Below are 15,666 nucleotides of genomic sequence, written 5' to 3'. Positions count from 1 at the left end.
GCCCGCTCAGGCACGCCAGGCGTCGATCAGGTCCTTCGACTCCTTGAGGCCGAGGCCGGCCTCCTCACGCAGCAGCTTGATCGCGGCGATCTGCTGCTCGGCGGCGACGAGTCGGTCGATCTCGGCCACCGCCTCGGACGGCAGTGAGGCGCGCAGCGACCCGACGTCGTGGAAGACGGGCGGCTGGATCGGGATCGCGGTCGTCGCGGGGGCGGCGCCGACCCGCCAGTGGTCGATGCGGCGCTTCGCGGACTGCAGGCTCTCGCCGGTGTGCTCGCGCAGGGTCTTGATCGCGACGATCCTGCTGTCGGCGCGCACCAGATCGTCGATCTTCGCGACCACTTCGGGCGCGATCGGCACCGGAACGCCCGGGGTGACCTCGGGCACCTTCGGCCGCATGCCCCGCAGGGCTGCGGCCACGATGGCGATCACGATGATCGCGCCGACGATGATCCCGATGATCCACACGAAGTCCATGCCGGTCAGTCTAGGCAGGGGCCCCGACAGTCCAGCCGTCTCCCACCCGCTCGCCGGTACCCTGGAAGGTATGACCGAGAACCCCCGCACGCGCGAGACGCGCCCCGCAGCATCCGCGTCCGCCCCCGAGGGTCGACCCGCCCAGGGCAAGGTGCGCACCACGGGCCCCACCCAGGTGCGCCCGGCGACCGAGGGCTGGACCCAGCAGAAGGACGCCGAGGGGCGCCCGCTGCTGCAGTTCGCCAGCCCCAAGCGCGGCAAGCCGCCCGTGCACCTCGCCGACCTCACGCCCGAGGAGCGCGTCGAGAAGGTGAAGGAGCTCGGCCTGCCCGGCTTCCGCGCCAAGCAGCTCGCGACCCACTACTTCCGGCACTACAGGTCCGACCCCGCGCACATGACCGACCTCCCGGCCGGCATCCGCGACGAGCTGGTCGCCGGCATGCTGCCCCCGCTCATGACCGAGGTGCGCCGTCTCGAGACCGATCGCGGCGACACGATCAAGTTCCTCTGGCGCCTGCACGACGGCGCCCTCGTCGAGTCGGTGCTCATGCGCTACCCCGGCCGCATCACGCTCTGCGTGTCGAGCCAGGCCGGCTGCGGCATGAACTGCCCGTTCTGCGCGACCGGCCAGGCGGGCCTCACGCGCAACATGTCGACGGCCGAGATCGTCGAGCAGATCGTGCGCGCCAACCGCCTGATCGCCGAGGGCGGCCTGGGCGGTAAGAAGTCCGACGACCACAGCATGGAGCGCGTCTCCAACATCGTCTTCATGGGCATGGGCGAGCCGCTCGCCAACTACAAGCGGGTGATGGATGCCGTGCGCATCATGGTCGCCCCGCAGCCCGAGGGGCTCGGCATGAGCGCCCGCGGCATCACCGTCTCGACCGTCGGCCTCGTGCCCGCGATCAGGAAGCTCGCCGACGAGGGCATCCCGGTCACCTTCGCACTGTCGCTGCACGCGCCCGACGACCACCTGCGCGACGAGCTCATCCCGGTGAACTCCCGCTGGAAGGTCGACGAGGCCCTCGACGCCGCCTACAACTACTACGAGAAGACCGGTCGCCGCGTCTCGATCGAGTACGCGCTCATCAAGGACATGAACGACCACGCCTGGCGCGCCGACCTCCTCGCCGAGAAGCTCAACCAGCGCGGTCGCGGATGGGTGCACGTGAACCCCATCCCGCTGAACCCGACGCCGGGGTCGATCTGGACCTCCTCGGAGAAGGACGTCACGGCCGAGTTCGTGCGCCGCCTCAACGACGCCGGCATCCCGACGACCCTCCGCGACACCCGCGGCAAGGAGATCGACGGCGCCTGCGGTCAGCTCGTCGCGACGACGGAGGACGAAGCGGCCTCGGCCGCGATGGCCTGACCGCGCCGCGCATCTCGGCGCCCGTCCGCGGCGCCGAGCCGTTCGGCATCCTCGAGCCAGCGCCCGATCCTCTCGGGTGAGGCGTTCTTGACGCCGAGCATCCGGTGCGCGCGCACCGATCGGATGCCGCAGAACCGCATCGAGTTGCGCACCACCTGGCGCTGCGCCGGCAGTCCCGTGAAGGGTGCCGCGTACCAGGGGGTGTCGGCGAGCAGCAGCAGGCGTCCGTGCGGTGCGGTGAGCAGACCGATCGGCAGCCCCTGCGGCGAGTAGCGGTACTCCTGCTGCGGCAGCAGGGCGCGATCGAAGAAGCCCTTGAGCAGCGCCGGCACCGACCCCCACCACAGCGGTGTCGCGATGACGATCGTCTGCGCCTCGGCGAGGGCCCGCTTGGCGTCCAGCAGGTCGGCTTCGAGGGTCATGCGCTGCCGGTATCCGAAGCGCAGGTGCGGGTCGAAGTCGAGGTCGCGCAGGGCGAGCACGCGGGCATCACCGTGACCTGTGGCGTAGCGCTGCGCGAGCGAAGCGGTGAGGGATTCGGCGTACGGGTGGCCGTCGATCACGAGAGCGGTCATGCGTCGGTTCCAATCTGGACAGTGTCAAGCAGGTGGACAGTGTCAAGATAGGAGACAATGTTGCTCATGTCAAGTTCGAAGACGGGGTACCACCACGGCGATCTCGCGCGCGCCCTCGAAGACGCCGCGATGCACTTGCTCGAGCGGATGCCGGCCGCCGACATCAGCCTGCGCGAGGTCGCTCGCGCCGCCGACGTCAGCCACAACGCGCCGTACCACCACTTCTCCGATCGTCTCGGTCTGCTCAAGGCGATCGCCGAGCGCAGCATGGCCGATCTGCTCGCCCAGGTGCAGAACGCGACGACGGATGCCGCGACCCCGCGGGCGGCGCTCGCCGCGGGTGGCGAGGCCTACATCCGCTTCGCCGTCGAGCATCCGCACGCCTTCGACGCCGTCTACGACCCCACGGTCTGCGTGCCGGGCTCGCCCACCGCGACGATGGCCCCGCTGATCGATGCGCTCGAAGGAGCGCTCGCCGCAGCGGCCGCCGCCACCGGACTCGACCGACCCACCGACGTCGTCGCGCTCTGGGGCCTCATCCACGGCCTCGGCACTCTCGCCGCCGCCGGGCACTTCGGTCTCGACGACGCCCTCGCCTCCTACGAGGCTCTTCTCGGCAGGCTGCTGCCCGCCGGGGTGTGATCCGGAGCGCGCCCCTGCCGAACCTGGGAGCCGTCAAAGCCTTCTTCCACCGTGCGCACAGGCGACCTTTCGTAGATTGTCGGGATGCCCTATTCCGCCCACCGACCGGGTCGCTTCGACTCGCAGGGTCGGATCATCATCGACGGCGACCCGAACGCCCCGACGGATGACCTCGACTTCCTGCGCGAGTACGAGCCCACAGGTTCCGCCGACGAGCCGTTCATCACGGACTCCGCCACGCGCGAGACCCCGCGCCCGGAGACCGCCGCCGACTCGGCAGAAGCGGATGCCGCGGCATCCGCGCCGTCGAAGCCCGCTCGCGCGCCGCGCCCGCCGCGCGAGCGCAGGCCCCGCGCGCCCCGCACCCCGGGCTCGCGCCTGCGGCAGCTCGCGATCCTCGGCGGGGCCGAAGGCGAGATCCTCGACCGCGTCCCCGGCGAGACGCCGCGCTTCGTGCAGATGTTCTTCGTGCTCGCCGGCACCGCCCTGGTCTCGGCGATCTCGATGCTGTTCGCGCTCACGACCGGCGTGGGGGCCGCGATCTGGCTGGCCGTTCCGCTCGCGCTCGTCTGGGCGCTCATCATCTTCAACCTCGATCGGTTCCTCACCTCGACCATGGCGTCGACGCGCAACGTGTGGCGCCTCATCGGCCTCGCGATCCCCCGAGTGATCATGGCCGCGATCATCGGATTCGTGGTCGCCGAGCCGCTCGTGCTGCAGGTGTTCCACAACGACATCGCCCGCGAGGTCGCCTCGACCAACATCACGCAGTCGCAGACCGACCAGGAGGCCCTCGAGTCCGGCCCCGAGAAGATCGCCCTCGACGCCGCGACCGCCAAGGTCGCCGAGCTCGAGAATCAGGCGGCGACGGGCATCGTGGCGGGAACCGATTCGTCGTCGGCATCCGAATCCGCCGCCCAGGCGACCGTCGACGACCTCACGACCAAGCTCGCGGATCAGCAGACCGTCATCGACCAGGCCCGCGCGCTCTACCAGTGCGAGCTCACCGGCGAGGGCGCGGGCACCGTTCCGGGCTGCACCGGGGTGAACGGCGAGGGCGCGAGTTCCGACGCCGCCCAGGCCCAGCTCGCCCAGGCCCAGCAGACCTACGACGGCCTCGCCGAGCAGCTGCGCGTCGCGAACGAGGAGCTCGCCACGGCCGGCACCGCCGCGAAGGAGAACACCTCGACCTCCGAGGCGACGAACCGCCAGACCGCGCAGGACCAGCTGCCCGCCGCACGCGACACCTACGACCAGGCGCTCGCGGCCTACAACGCCCGAGCGGATGCCGTGGCGCAGGGCAACGCCGGAGCGACCGGACTCCTCAGCCAGATCAGCGGGCTGAACCGCCTGAGCGAGAAGGAGCCCACGATCCTCTGGGCGCACATCCTCATCGCCGCGCTGTTCTTCATGATCGAGCTGCTGCCCGTGCTGGTGAAGGTGCTCACCTCGTACGGCGACCCGAGCCTCTACGAGAAGGCTGCGGCGATCCGCAAGCAGGTCGCGCTCGACAAGGTCACTGCCGAGGGCTTCGCCGATCGCGCCTCGATCGTGCAGACGCAGTCGGCCGCGGTGACCGAGACGACGGCGCGCACGAGCTGAGGGGTTTCATCCCTCGGTGAGGGGTCAAGACGCGCCGCAACGGATGCCGAGTGAGCGGCGTGTCTTGACTCCTCGCGATGGCGGCGGGTTCTCAGACTCGGTCTCTACGGTGATGGCCATGGCTTCATCTCGTCGTGCGACCGTGTGGGTGTCGCTGGTCGGCGTCGTCGCGGTCGCCGTCTACGCCGCCGTCGCCGCGCTGCAGATCATGGTGCTCAACCCGCTCGCCGCGGCTCCGGGCCGTACGCTCGATCAGATCCGGGTCGACATGGGAGAAGCGGGCGAGAGCCTGAGTCCGATGTCGGTGCTCGGCATCCTCGGTATCGGAGTCGTGGTGTCCGTCGTCGTCGCGATCGTCGCGATCGTCGGGCGGATGCCGGCGGCGATCACCGCGATGGTCTTCCTGGGCCTCGTGGTTCTCGGGACCCTCGGGTACTTCGCCGCATCGTTCGGGGCGGGCATGGGACTCGCCGACACCTACGGGATCGGCGGTGCCGACTACTCGCCGTGGGCGCGTCCGCTCTACGCCGCGAGTCTGGTGGCACTCGGCGCCCTGCTCGTCCTCGCGGTTCGCGAGATGCGTCACCGCGCGCGCCGGACATGAACTTCTGAGACCGGTCACGGAAACCGACCCGCAGTGTCGGCGACCGGCGCTAGCGTTAGAACATGGTCAACTATCGCTATCTCGGCAACAGTGGTCTCAAGGTCTCTGAGATCACCTACGGCAACTGGGTCACCCACGCCTCTCAGGTCGGCGACGACGCCGCCGTCAAGACGGTGCACGCGGCGCTCGACGCCGGCATCACCACGTTCGACACCGCCGACACCTACGCCAACACCGCGGCCGAGGTCGTGCTCGGCAAGGCCCTCGAGGGGCAGCGGCGCGAAGGCCTCGAGATCTTCACCAAGGTCTACTTCCCGACCGGTCCAAAGGGCCCGAACGATACCGGCCTCAGCCGCAAGCACATCACGGAGTCGATCAACGGCTCGCTGACCCGTCTCGGCACCGACTACGTCGATCTCTACCAGGCGCACCGCTTCGACTACGAGACCCCGCTCGAGGAGACGTTCCAGGCTTTCGCCGATGTCGTCCGCCAGGGCAAGGCGCTCTACATCGGTGTCTCGGAGTGGACGGCCGAGCAGCTGCGCGAGGGCCACGCGCTCGCCCAGCAGCTCGGCATCCAGCTCATCTCGAACCAGCCCCAGTACTCGATGCTGTGGCGCGTCATCGAGGGCAAGGTCGTTCCGGCCTCCGAAGAGCTCGGCATCTCGCAGATCGTCTGGTCGCCGATGGCGCAGGGCGTGCTCAGCGGCAAGTACCTGCCCGGTCAGCCCGTGCCCGAGGGTTCGCGCGCGACCGACCCGCACAGCGGTGCCGACTTCATCAAGAACTTCCTGCAGGACGACATCCTCACCGCGGTCCAGCGCCTCAAGCCGATCGCCGAGCAGGCGGGTCTCACGATGCCGCAGCTCGCGATCGCCTGGGTGCTGCAGAATCCGAACATCGCGGCAGCCCTGGTCGGAGCATCGCGCCCCGAGCAGCTCGCCGACACCGTCAAGGCATCGGGAGTGAAGCTCGACGCCGACACGATGGCGGCGATCGACACCGCCCTCGGCGACACCGTCAACCGCGACGCCGAGCACACCTACTCGACCTCGCCGAAGACCCGCCTGGTCTGAGCATCCGCGTCTGACGCACACGTACGAGGCCCCCTGTCGCACACCGCGGCAGGGGGCCTCGTCGTGTGGGAGGGGCGTCGGGGATTGAAGCCGGGGGCGATGGGTCTCGGCGCCCGCCGGCGCGGCGACGGTGTTGCGGACGGTCAGCGGATGCCGGCGCGCGCCACGAGCCACGGCACTGCGACATCGACGAACCGCTCGATGTCGGATGCCTCGGTGTAGAGGTGCACCGAGAGCCGCACGTACCCGGCGCCTCCGAAGCTCGTGAATGCGGTCTCGATGCCGGTCGCGGGGAGGATCTCGGCGCGCAGCGCATCCGCCTCTTCCCGGGTCGCCCCCAGCCCGGGCGGCAGGCGGATCAGTCGCATCGACGGGACCGGCGAGGGGACCGGCGTGAGCGGTTCCGCATCGGCGAAGCGACGGAACGTCGCCGCGATCGCCTCGGCCCCGGCATCCGCCATCTCGGTCATGACCGTGCGCGTGCGCTCCCACCCGATCTCGCGCTCGACGAACTCGATCGCGGTCGGCGTCGCGAGATACCCGGTCGCGTCGATCGTGCCCTGGTAGTCGAAGCGCGAGGGGAAGGGATCGTGCGCGTTCCACGAGTCGATCAGCGGCCAGAGGTCGTCGCGATCCGCGGCGGTCGTCACCAGCAGCGCAGATCCGCGCGGCGCGCACGCCCACTTGTGCAGATTGCCGAACCACCACGTGCCGCCCGCCGCCGACGCGGCATCCGGGAGGAGCCCCGGCGCGTGCGCACCATCGATCAGCGTGCGCGCGCCGTGGTGCGCGGCGATGTCGGCAATGCGTCGCGTCGGCATCAGTCGTGCCGTCGGCGACGTGATCTGATCGACCACGACGAGACGCGCACGATCCCCGATTTCGGCGGCGAATCGGTCGACGACCTCGTCGTCGGAGGCGAGCAGCGGGATCGCCACCGTGCGGACGGTCGCACCCGTGCGGCGCGCCAACCGCTCCGCGCCCATCGTCACCGCGCCGTATCCGTGATCGGTGACGATGATCTCGTCTCCCGGTTCGAGGTGCATCGCGTTGTAGACCACGGTCGCCGCGGCCGAGGCGTTCGGCACGAAGGCGACGTCATCGGCGCGCGCACCCACGAAGGGTGCCGTGCGCACGCGGGCCTCGCGCGTGCGCTCGCCAAGAGTCGGAAACCACGCGACGGGATTGAGGTCGCCCTGGCGGCGCAGAGCATCCTGATGCTCGATCACGGCGGTCGGCGGAGCGCCGAACGATCCGTGATTGAGGTGCACGATCGCGGGATCGAGGGGCCACGCGTCGCGTGCCCGCGCGAACGACCGCAGCGCCACGGGAGCGGGGAAGGCTGTCATCGCGGGGCTTTCCACATTCTGTTGTCTGCTCCTGCCGGTCATCCGGGCGGCGCGGGCGAGAGGCGCGCGGCGCGCGAACCCGTCAGGCGAGTGTGATGTCGACCTGGATCTCCGCCGCCAGCTTCTCGAGGTCGGTGCGGAGCGCATCGAGATCTGCGGATGCCGGAACCGTCGCCGTGACCGTCGACTCGAACAGGCGCCCACCGGCCATCGCGGCGTCGCGCGTCTCGGTGTCCATGCTCGTGATGCTGAGGGCGTGGGAGGTCAGAACGCCGGAGATCTCGTGGACGATCCCCGCGCGGTCGTTGCCCAGCACCGAGAGCGAGATCGAACTCGCGTCGCGGTGGACCGCGGCATCCGATCCGGTGTGGATCGTCACCGTGAGCAGTCCGGTCAGGGCGCGCAGCGCGGCCTGCAGTTCGGCGACCCGATCGGCGGCCACCGAGACCTCGATCACCCCGGCGAAGGTGCCCGCGAGCTCAGCGAGGCGGCTGTTCTCCCAGTTGCCCCCGTGGGCATCGACGGCATCGGCGACGGCGGCGACGAGGCCCGGACGGTCTGCACCCGCGACGGTGAGGATCAGAGTAGTCATGGGGTCAGCGTAGTCCGTGGGGCGCGAGCGGCCCGGGCCTAACTCAGGAAGAACGGATGCCGGGGCGCGTGAAACGGCCCGAATCAGCCGATTTCGACACGATGTTCCTGAGTTGGGTACGGGGCGTCTCGGGGTGGGACCCTTCGACAGGCTCAGGGACCCAGTCTCTGGGGCCCTTCGTCGCGCTGCGCTCGCTCAGGAACCGGGTCTGGGCAACGGCCCCTGAGCGAGGAGCGCAGCGACGAGACGAAGGGCGCTCAGTCGGCGAGCTCGGCCCAGAGGCCGGTGTCGAGGAAGCCGTCGAGGCGGGCGCGGTGCGGGGCGAGGTCCCAACCCTGCGCCGCGACCCACTCGTCGGAGTAGTAGGTGCCGGCGTAGCGGACTCCGCTGTCGCAGATCAGGGTCACGACGCTCCCGGTCTCACCCGCGGCACGCATGCGCGCGATCAGCTGGAAGGCGCCGTACAGGTTCGTGCCGGTCGACCCGCCCGCCCAGTGCAGGGTGCGCTCGCGCAGCAGACGGATCGCCGCGATCGAGCCGGCGTCGGGCACGCGGATCATCTCGTCGATCACGCTCGGAACGAACGACGGCTCCACGCGCGGTCGACCGATGCCCTCGATGCGGCTCGGGTGCCCGGCCGGAGCATCCGGAGTTCCCGCCCAGCCGTCGTAGAACGCCGAACCCTCGGGATCGACGACCGCGATCTCGGTCGTGTGCCGCCGGTAGCGCACGTACCGGCCGAACGTGGCGCTCGTGCCGCCGGTCCCGGCGCCGACCACGATCCAGCGGGGGATCGGGTGCCGCTCCTGCGACAGCTGGCTGAACACGCTCTCGGCGATGTTGTTGTTGCCGCGCCAGTCGGTCGCGCGCTCGGCGTAGGTGAACTGGTCGAGGTAGTGGCCGTGGCAGTCGGCGGCGAGGCGGCGGGCCTCGGGCGACATGTCCTCGGCGCGGTCGACGAAGTGGCAGGTGCCGCCGTAGAACTCGATGAGGTCGATCTTCTCCTGCACGGTCGAGCGCGGCACGACGGTCACGAACGGGAGCCCGAGCATCCGGGCGAAGTACGCCTCGGAGACGGCAGTCGAACCGCTCGACGATTCGACGAGGGTCGTGTCGCCCCGGATGAGTCCGTTGACGAGGCCGTAGAGGATCAGCGACCGCGCCAGGCGGTGCTTGAGCGACCCGGTCGGATGCACCGACTCGTCCTTCAGGTACAGGTCGATGCCCCACTCGGCGGGCAGCGGGAAGACGTGCAAGTGGGTGTCGGCACTGCGGTTGGCGTCGGCCTCCAGCAGAGCGATCGCGTTGCTGGTCCAGGAATCCACCGTTCGAGCGTACCCGGGCTCAGTTGTCGGTGTAGCCGCCTTCGCCGGTGTCGCCGTCGTAGGTGAACGTGCGGTCCGACAGGACGATCTCGATGTCGGAGCCGAGAGGTTGCTCCGAGAGCAGCAGCTCCTCGAGCTTCGCGGCACGCTGCAGGTACTCCGAGGTGTCGGCCCCGAACGACGCGGCGAGCTTCATGTCGGTCATGAGGTAGAGGTAGGCGCTGACGGCCGTGCGGTTGAACTCGGTGTCGGGGATCCTCTCCCACAGCGACCCGTCGGTGCGCGCGGCCTTGTACTCATCGATCTTGTTCTGCAGGGTGGCCTCGGCCGAGCTTCCGGTGTCGGGCAGAGAGGGCGCGTCGTCGGGCTCTGCGGGTTCGGCCTCGGTGTCGCCGGGATCGGGGGCGGTCTGACCGGAGTCGTCGGAATCGGATGCCGGTGCCGATTCGCCGCGGTCGCCCAGGCCCCGGGGGATGATACCGATGGCCAGGGCCACCAGGGCGCCGATGACCGCGATCGCGATGAGGACCACGACGAGCGTGCCGCGCCGGGGAGTCGACGGAGCGGCCGCGGCCGCTCCGTAGGCAGGGCCGACCGGGTAACCGTTCGCCGGCGGGTAGCCGCCCACCGGTGGTGAGGCCCCCGCGGGAGGCTGGGCCGGGTACGTCTGCTGCGGCGGATACGTCTGCGGCGGATGGGCCGGGGCGGATGCCGGAGTCGGAGTCGAAACGGATTCGGGAGACTGAGCGGATGCCGAGGTCGGAGCCGCAGTCGGAGCTGCGGGCGGAGCGGCGGCGGCGGCCGGCTGATACGTCGGAGCCCCGGGATGCGCGGGCGGCGCCTCATACGCGGGCGCCGGACGGTACGCCGGAGTCGGCCGGTAGCTCGCGGGTGGCTGGGACACGGGTGGCTGGTACGCGGGCGGCTGGTACGCGGGGCGGCGACCGGGCGGCAGCGGGGCGCCGGCCGGGAGAGTGGGGGCTGCGGCATCCGATCCCACCGGCGGAGCCAACGGCGGTTGCGCGGGCGGCGGGGGAGAGGCGGGCGTGGGCGCCTCCGGCGGGACGACCGCGTCGGCATCCGCTCCCGCTGCGGGGTCGGGCGTCCGCTCGTCGCCCGTCATGGCTGGACCCGCGTGCTGCCGGCGAGTGTCATACCGCCGCGGCCGTCGACATGCAGGAGGGAGGCCTGCGACTGCTCCTGCTGCAGCTGGAACTCGAAGCGCGAGCGGTCGCCGCGGTGGTAGGCGATGAAGTACTCGATCGGGGTGTCGTCATCGGTGCGGCTCACGCTGCGCAGACGCAGCAGGGCGGATCCGGCGCTGACACCGAGGTGACCGGCCTGCTCGTGCGTCGCGACCGTCGCCTCGGCCGATCGCACACCGCGGGTGGCGACGATGCCGTGCTCGGCGAGCACCCGGTACAGAGAGGAGTCCGACAGGTCGACGCCCAGGGTGGCCGCGCCGACGGCATCCGGCATCCACGTGGTCGACAGCGACCAGGGCTCGTCGTCGACGTGGCGCAGCCGCTCGAGCACCACGACCCGCGACCCGACCGGGATCTCGAGAGCCGCCGCGATCTCGTCGTCGGCGACGGCGAATTCGTGGCGCAGCACGTCGCTGTGCACGTGGCCGCCGCGACGCTCGACGTCGTCGTACAGACCCACGAGCGTGTGCACCAGGCTCTCCGCCGTGCGCGGGCGCGAGACGAAGGTGCCCTTGCCCTTGACGCGCTCGACGAGACCCTCGTGCTCGAGCTGAGCGAGCGCCTGGCGCACGACGGTGCGCGAGACGCCGTAGCGCTCGCAGAGTCCGTGCTCACCCGGGAGGGGATCGCCCGGCTGCAACCCGTCGCGCGCGATGCCGTCGACGATCAGCTGCCGCAACTGGTCGTACATGGGTGCGGCGGAGTGGCGGTCGATCGCGTCGGGAAGCACGGCGGACATGTTAGTACGCCACGCCCGCGTGCAGGATCACATTCGCGTACGGGGTGAACTCGCCGGAGCGCACGAACGCCCGCGCCCCGTGGGTGAGCTTCTTGAAGTCGACGTGCGGCACGAGCTCGATCTCGAAGTCCATGCCGGCGAATCGCTCGCGCAGCGCCTCGAGCACTTCGGGGCTCTTCTCGGCGACCTCGGCCGAGACCGTGGCGCCCTCGACGACGAGCTCGGCGAGCACGGTGTCGAGCACGTCGAAGAAGGCGGGCGCCCCCGGGCGATAGGCGAGATCGATGCGCTCGGACCCCGGGGGGATCGGCAGACCCGCGTCGGTCACGACGAGCAGGTCGGTGTGCCCGGTCTCGCTGATGACCCGCGACAGCGCGGGGTTGATCGTGGTCGCGGTCTTGCGCATGGCGGCTCCGGTCTCTGTGGTCGGGTGGCGGTGGGGTCAGTTCACGGGCGCCGCTTCGCGCTCCGCGAGGAACGCGTCGACGTCGGCGCGCAGGGGCAGGCTCGGCGACGCGCCCTGCTTCGTGACGGTCAGGGCGCCCGCGGCCGTCGCCAGACGCACGGCGTCGGCGAGGCTGCTGCCGTTCGCGAGCGCGGCGCCGAGATACCCGGCGTAGGCGTCGCCGGCGGCGGTGGTGTCGACGGCGGTGACGGGGAACGGCGGGATGACGGATGCCCCGTCCGACGTGACCACGCACGACCCCTGTCCGGCGAGGGTGATGACCGCGGCGCCGACGCCCTGGTCGAGGAACCAGCGTCCGGCGCGCTCGGCGGATTCGGCGTCCGTCACCTCGATGCCGCTGATGAGCGTCGCCTCGGTCTCGTTCGGCGTGACGATGTCGATGTTCGCCCACACCTCGACGGGCAGCGTCGCGGCCGGTGCGGGGTCGAGGATCACGGTCATGCCGTGTTCGCGGCCGCGGCCGGTGATGTGCGCCGTGAGGGCCGAGGGCGTCTCGAGCTGGGTGAGCAGCACCGAGGTGGTCGGGGCGAGGGCGGCGAGCGCCTCGTCGATCTGGTCGGTGTTGAGGGAGGCGTTGGCGAGCGGGACCATCACGATGTCGTTCTGCGCCGAGGCGTCGACACGGATGTGCGCGATGCCGGTCGGGCCGGGCACGGTGCGCAGATGCGCCAGGTCGACCCCGGCCTCGCTCAGGCCGTCGACGACGAGGTCGTGGAAGAGGTCGTCGCCCACACATCCGACGAAGCTCGTGCGGGCGCCGGAACGGCCGGCGGCGACGGCCTGGTTGGCGCCCTTGCCGCCCAGCATCAGGGTGAACTGATCGCCCAGGATCGTCTCGCCGCGCGCGGGGAGGCGCTGCGAGAAGGTGGTCACATCGGCGGTGACGCTGCCGACGATCACGACGCCGGAACGGTCTTCGGGGTGTGCGGGGGCCATGTCGCTCCTGGTCGTCTTCGACGGCGATGTACGTCGGCCGGAGCTTTGACATCGCCCCGCGCCTGTCATTACATTAGCCGAAAGCGAACCTGTAACGACAGGTTGTCCCCGAGGAGTCCCGATGACCGTGATCGCCCCCCGCCTGTACGTCGACAGCGCCGACGTCGACCGGGTGTCCCGGCTCCTCGCCGCGGGCGTCGTGCACGGTGTCACCACGAACCCCACGATCCTCGAACGCGGCGGGCGCACCGCCGGCGAGATCCCGGAGCTCTATGCCCGGTGGGAGTCCGAGGGCGCCGCCGAGATCTTCTTCCAGACGTGGGGCGGCGACACCGCGTCGCTCCTGCGCAACGCCGAGCGCATCCGCGAACTCGGACCGCGCGTCGCCGTGAAGGTGCCGGCGACCGCCGCCGGGTTCGCCTCGGCATCCGCCCTCGTCGCCGACGGCGCCACTGTGCTCGTGACGGCCGTCTACTCCGTCGCCCAGGCGCTCGCGTGTGCGAGCATCGGTGCCCAGTACATCGCGCCCTACCTCGGGCGCATGCGCGACGCCGGTATCGACGGCGACACCGTGATCGCCCGCATGCAGGAGGTCTGCGAGGGCAGCGGATCGAACGTGCTCGCGGCGTCGCTGCGCACGGCCGACGACATCGTCGGGCTGCGCCTTGCGGGTGTGCCCTACTTCACCGCCGCGCCCGACGTGATCGAACAGGCGCTGTTCCACGAGGTCAGCGACAGCTCGGCGGCCGAGTTCGACGCCGCGATGGTGCGCCTCGGCGCGTAGCGGTTCTCGGCGCTGCGGTGAGCGGGAGGGGCGGATGCCTAGGCCGAGGCGGCCTGGCGCAGCCACCGCTCCACGCCCGCGATGTGGGCCGTGGCGAGCGAGGTCGCGAGCGCCGGGTCGTGGCGGGCGATGGCATCGGCGATCGCTCGGTGCTCCGACAGGGTGCGCTCGACCGCGCCGCCCTCGGTGAGCCCGCGCCACACGCGGGCGCGCACGGTCTGACTGCTGAGGTGCTCGATCAGGCTCGCGAGGTACGCGTTGCCGGCCATGCCGACGATCTCGCGGTGGAAGCGGATGTCGTGCTCGACGAGTTCCTCGATCGTCACCGAGGCGTCGACGCGCTCGACCTCGTCGGCGAGGGCTGCGACCTGCTCGTCGTCGCCGAGGGTCGCGGCGAGGCCGGTGGCCTGCGACTCCAGCATCCGCCGTACGGCGAAGATCTCGAGCATCGAGTCGTCGTCGTGCATGTCGACCACGAACGAGATCGCCTCGAGCAGCAGGTGCGGTTCGAGGCTCGTCACGTAGGTGCCGTCACCGCGGCGCACGTCGAGCACCCGGATGACCTCAAGGGCCTTCACCGCCTCGCGCATCGAGTTGCGCGACAGGCCGAGACGCTCCGACAGTTCCTTCTCGGGGGGGAGCCGATCGCCGGGCGACAGCTCGCCCGACACGATCATCGCTTTGATCTTCTCGATCGCCTCATCGGTGACTGCCATGGCCGTCATCCTAGCCAGTGATCCGATGTCTGAGGCAGGATGGGCGTATGCGAGTCCTCGATACGCACCTGCACATGTGGGACGAAGAAGTCCTCACCTACACCTGGCTGGAGGGTCCCTACGCCTACCGCTTCGCCGAGACGGAGGTCGAGCACGATCGCCTCGACGTCGAGCGCGAGGAGGCGGTGTTCGTCCAGGCCGAGACGACCGAGGGCGATTACATCGGAGAGGTGCGGTGGGTGCAGTCCCTCGCCGGGCGCCTCGGGATCGCCGGGATCGTCGCCGGAGCTCAGCTGCATCGCGGCATCGACACGGTGACGCATCTCGAGGAGTTGGCGACGCATCCGCTCGTCGTCGGTGTGCGCCACAACCTGCAGAACGATCCCGACGGCCTCGCCGTGTCGAGCGCCTTCGTGACCGGAGCGCGCGAGGTCGCCGCCCGCGGGTGGACGTTCGACGTGTGCGTGCGGGCCGCGCAGCTGCCCGACATCGCCCGCCTCGCCGGCGCCGTGCCGGAGCTGCGGATGGTGCTCGACCACCTCGGCAAGCCGGCCGTCGGCACGGCGGATGCCCCGCTCGCCCCGTCGGCGGAATGGGTGCGCGACATCGAGGAGGTGGCGAAGCATCCGGAGGCGTTCTGCAAGCTCTCGGGTCTGCCCGCCGAATCCGGGGGCGTGTGGAGCGCCGAGCAGCTCGTGCCGTTCCTCGACGCCGCCGCGGATGCCTTCGGCGTCGAGCGCCTGATGTGGGGGAGCGACTGGCCGGTGTCGTCGATCGGCCCGGCCGAGGAGGGCGACCCGCACGCGCCGGCCGACGGCTCGGCGACGTACCAGCCGCACGCGCGGCAGCGCTGGCTCGACACCGTGGTCGAGTGGGCCGAGACGCGCGGACACGACGTCGACGCGATCCTGTGGGCGAACGGGCGGCGGTTCTATCGATTGGACGACCCGCGGGTGGAGTCGGCGGATGCTCACCGTCGGGGGTTCTTCGGGCGGTTGTTCGGGGGCTGATCAAGGCGGCGTACGGGTGATCCACTCGGGAGTCGCGGACGGACCGACTGAGGACCGGCGATGGGTTCGGGCTCGCATTCTCGTACCCGATCGAGGGCGAGCCGATATATCTCTTGGTCGGAAGCGACTGCTTCCCCTGGAGGAGTGGCCGAGCGACGAACCGGACGACTCCGGGCCCTGACACCGCACACACAAC

17 protein-coding genes are annotated in these 15,666 nt (G+C 70.6%); 7 read left to right on the top strand and 10 right to left on the bottom strand.

Translation table 11 applies throughout. The annotated features are described in order from the left end of the window. Positions 1 to 6: 6 nt before the first annotated feature. A complete protein-coding gene (locus ACZ5Y9_RS16375; RefSeq protein ID WP_464471866.1) occupies positions 7 to 477 on the bottom strand; it encodes a hypothetical protein in 471 nt (156 codons plus the stop codon). A 70-nt stretch (positions 478 to 547) separates the two neighbouring features. Between ACZ5Y9_RS16375 and rlmN the strand changes: the two genes are divergently transcribed. After that, on the top strand, positions 548 to 1,849 hold the full coding sequence (gene rlmN, locus ACZ5Y9_RS16370; RefSeq protein ID WP_464471865.1) for a dual-specificity RNA methyltransferase RlmN: 1,302 nt from the start codon (positions 548 to 550) through the stop codon (positions 1,847 to 1,849). Here rlmN and ACZ5Y9_RS16365 read toward each other — a convergent pair. Then, positions 1,798 to 2,424, bottom strand: a complete 627-nt coding sequence (locus tag ACZ5Y9_RS16365) for an NAD(P)H-dependent oxidoreductase (protein WP_464471864.1) — start codon at positions 2,422 to 2,424, stop codon at positions 1,798 to 1,800. The two genes, rlmN and ACZ5Y9_RS16365, sit on opposite strands and share 52 nt — an antisense overlap. Before the next feature lie 66 nt (positions 2,425 to 2,490). On the opposite strand from ACZ5Y9_RS16365, the gene ACZ5Y9_RS16360 reads away from it, so the two are divergent. The 4 genes from ACZ5Y9_RS16360 to ACZ5Y9_RS16345 all read left to right on the top strand — a co-directional run bounded on the left by ACZ5Y9_RS16360 (position 2,491) and on the right by ACZ5Y9_RS16345 (position 6,348). After that, positions 2,491 to 3,066 carry a TetR/AcrR family transcriptional regulator gene (locus tag ACZ5Y9_RS16360; RefSeq protein WP_464471863.1) on the top strand — a complete coding sequence of 192 codons (576 nt, stop codon included), beginning with the start codon at positions 2,491 to 2,493 and terminating at the stop codon, positions 3,064 to 3,066. An 84-nt stretch (positions 3,067 to 3,150) separates the two neighbouring features. Next, entirely contained in the window at positions 3,151 to 4,668 is a 1,518-nt protein-coding gene (locus tag ACZ5Y9_RS16355) for a DUF4407 domain-containing protein (protein WP_464471862.1), read from the top strand. A gap of 118 nt (positions 4,669 to 4,786) precedes the next feature. Next, entirely contained in the window at positions 4,787 to 5,272 is a 486-nt protein-coding gene (locus tag ACZ5Y9_RS16350) for a hypothetical protein (protein WP_464471861.1), read from the top strand. Positions 5,273 to 5,334: 62 nt separating this feature from the next. Beyond that, complete coding sequence (locus ACZ5Y9_RS16345; RefSeq protein WP_464471860.1) at positions 5,335 to 6,348, top strand: aldo/keto reductase family protein; 1,014 nt, start codon at positions 5,335 to 5,337, stop codon at positions 6,346 to 6,348. Between the two features lie 143 nt (positions 6,349 to 6,491). Here ACZ5Y9_RS16345 and ACZ5Y9_RS16340 read toward each other — a convergent pair whose 3' ends face one another. From ACZ5Y9_RS16340 to ACZ5Y9_RS16310, 7 genes are all read right to left on the bottom strand, one after another. Beyond that, positions 6,492 to 7,697, bottom strand: a complete 1,206-nt coding sequence (locus tag ACZ5Y9_RS16340) for an aminotransferase class V-fold PLP-dependent enzyme (RefSeq protein ID WP_464471859.1) — start codon at positions 7,695 to 7,697, stop codon at positions 6,492 to 6,494. Positions 7,698 to 7,779: 82 nt separating this feature from the next. Further along, complete coding sequence (locus ACZ5Y9_RS16335) at positions 7,780 to 8,289, bottom strand: glycine cleavage system transcriptional repressor (RefSeq protein ID WP_464471858.1); 510 nt, start codon at positions 8,287 to 8,289, stop codon at positions 7,780 to 7,782. 257 nt (positions 8,290 to 8,546) lie between these two features. Continuing rightward, entirely contained in the window at positions 8,547 to 9,614 is a 1,068-nt protein-coding gene (locus ACZ5Y9_RS16330; RefSeq protein WP_464471857.1) for a PLP-dependent cysteine synthase family protein, read from the bottom strand. Positions 9,615 to 9,633: 19 nt separating this feature from the next. Further along, positions 9,634 to 10,737, bottom strand: a complete 1,104-nt coding sequence (locus tag ACZ5Y9_RS16325; protein WP_464471856.1) for a hypothetical protein — start codon at positions 10,735 to 10,737, stop codon at positions 9,634 to 9,636. After that, positions 10,734 to 11,558 carry a GntR family transcriptional regulator gene (locus ACZ5Y9_RS16320; RefSeq protein ID WP_464471855.1) on the bottom strand — a complete coding sequence of 275 codons (825 nt, stop codon included), beginning with the start codon at positions 11,556 to 11,558 and terminating at the stop codon, positions 10,734 to 10,736. Before ACZ5Y9_RS16320 ends, ACZ5Y9_RS16325 begins: the two co-directional genes overlap by 4 nt. 1 nt (position 11,559) lies before the next feature. Further along, positions 11,560 to 11,964, bottom strand: coding sequence for a D-ribose pyranase (rbsD, locus tag ACZ5Y9_RS16315; RefSeq protein ID WP_247624440.1), 405 nt, complete (start codon positions 11,962 to 11,964; stop codon positions 11,560 to 11,562). A 36-nt stretch (positions 11,965 to 12,000) separates the two neighbouring features. Continuing rightward, the gene (locus ACZ5Y9_RS16310) at positions 12,001 to 12,960 is read right to left on the bottom strand and encodes a ribokinase (protein ID WP_464471854.1); all 960 of its coding nucleotides are present in this window, start codon (positions 12,958 to 12,960) and stop codon (positions 12,001 to 12,003) included. Between the two features lie 121 nt (positions 12,961 to 13,081). Here ACZ5Y9_RS16310 and ACZ5Y9_RS16305 point away from each other — a divergent pair, with 121 nt between their 5' ends. Further along, positions 13,082 to 13,744 (top strand): transaldolase family protein, encoded by a 663-nt coding sequence (locus ACZ5Y9_RS16305; protein WP_464471853.1) that lies wholly within the window; start codon positions 13,082 to 13,084, stop codon positions 13,742 to 13,744. Between the two features lie 38 nt (positions 13,745 to 13,782). Here the strand turns inward: ACZ5Y9_RS16305 and ACZ5Y9_RS16300 are convergent, their stop codons facing one another. Then, positions 13,783 to 14,460, bottom strand: a complete 678-nt coding sequence (locus ACZ5Y9_RS16300) for a FadR/GntR family transcriptional regulator (protein WP_464471852.1) — start codon at positions 14,458 to 14,460, stop codon at positions 13,783 to 13,785. Positions 14,461 to 14,507: 47 nt separating this feature from the next. Between ACZ5Y9_RS16300 and ACZ5Y9_RS16295 the strand changes: the two genes are divergently transcribed. Then, positions 14,508 to 15,470, top strand: coding sequence for an amidohydrolase family protein (locus ACZ5Y9_RS16295; RefSeq protein ID WP_464471851.1), 963 nt, complete (start codon positions 14,508 to 14,510; stop codon positions 15,468 to 15,470). Positions 15,471 to 15,666 lie beyond the last annotated feature (196 nt).

Source organism: Microbacterium sp. T3-8 (assembly GCF_055398145.1).
The sequence above is the reverse complement of the archived record's forward strand: the minus strand, read 5'-3'. Positions and strand labels throughout refer to the sequence as shown.

Coding starts and splice junctions, on each gene's coding strand:
- ACZ5Y9_RS16375 (WP_464471866.1), bottom strand. CDS start 477: ATGGACTTCGTGTGGATCATCGGGATCATCGTCGGCGCGATCATCGTG.
- rlmN (WP_464471865.1), top strand. CDS start 548: ATGACCGAGAACCCCCGCACGCGCGAGACGCGCCCCGCAGCATCCGCG.
- ACZ5Y9_RS16365 (WP_464471864.1), bottom strand. CDS start 2,424: ATGACCGCTCTCGTGATCGACGGCCACCCGTACGCCGAATCCCTCACC.
- ACZ5Y9_RS16360 (WP_464471863.1), top strand. CDS start 2,491: ATGTCAAGTTCGAAGACGGGGTACCACCACGGCGATCTCGCGCGCGCC.
- ACZ5Y9_RS16355 (WP_464471862.1), top strand. CDS start 3,151: ATGCCCTATTCCGCCCACCGACCGGGTCGCTTCGACTCGCAGGGTCGG.
- ACZ5Y9_RS16350 (WP_464471861.1), top strand. CDS start 4,787: ATGGCTTCATCTCGTCGTGCGACCGTGTGGGTGTCGCTGGTCGGCGTC.
- ACZ5Y9_RS16345 (WP_464471860.1), top strand. CDS start 5,335: ATGGTCAACTATCGCTATCTCGGCAACAGTGGTCTCAAGGTCTCTGAG.
- ACZ5Y9_RS16340 (WP_464471859.1), bottom strand. CDS start 7,697: ATGACAGCCTTCCCCGCTCCCGTGGCGCTGCGGTCGTTCGCGCGGGCA.
- ACZ5Y9_RS16335 (WP_464471858.1), bottom strand. CDS start 8,289: ATGACTACTCTGATCCTCACCGTCGCGGGTGCAGACCGTCCGGGCCTC.
- ACZ5Y9_RS16325 (WP_464471856.1), bottom strand. CDS start 10,737: ATGACGGGCGACGAGCGGACGCCCGACCCCGCAGCGGGAGCGGATGCC.
- ACZ5Y9_RS16320 (WP_464471855.1), bottom strand. CDS start 11,558: ATGTCCGCCGTGCTTCCCGACGCGATCGACCGCCACTCCGCCGCACCC.
- rbsD (WP_247624440.1), bottom strand. CDS start 11,964: ATGCGCAAGACCGCGACCACGATCAACCCCGCGCTGTCGCGGGTCATC.
- ACZ5Y9_RS16310 (WP_464471854.1), bottom strand. CDS start 12,960: ATGGCCCCCGCACACCCCGAAGACCGTTCCGGCGTCGTGATCGTCGGC.
- ACZ5Y9_RS16305 (WP_464471853.1), top strand. CDS start 13,082: ATGACCGTGATCGCCCCCCGCCTGTACGTCGACAGCGCCGACGTCGAC.
- ACZ5Y9_RS16300 (WP_464471852.1), bottom strand. CDS start 14,460: ATGGCAGTCACCGATGAGGCGATCGAGAAGATCAAAGCGATGATCGTG.
- ACZ5Y9_RS16295 (WP_464471851.1), top strand. CDS start 14,508: ATGCGAGTCCTCGATACGCACCTGCACATGTGGGACGAAGAAGTCCTC.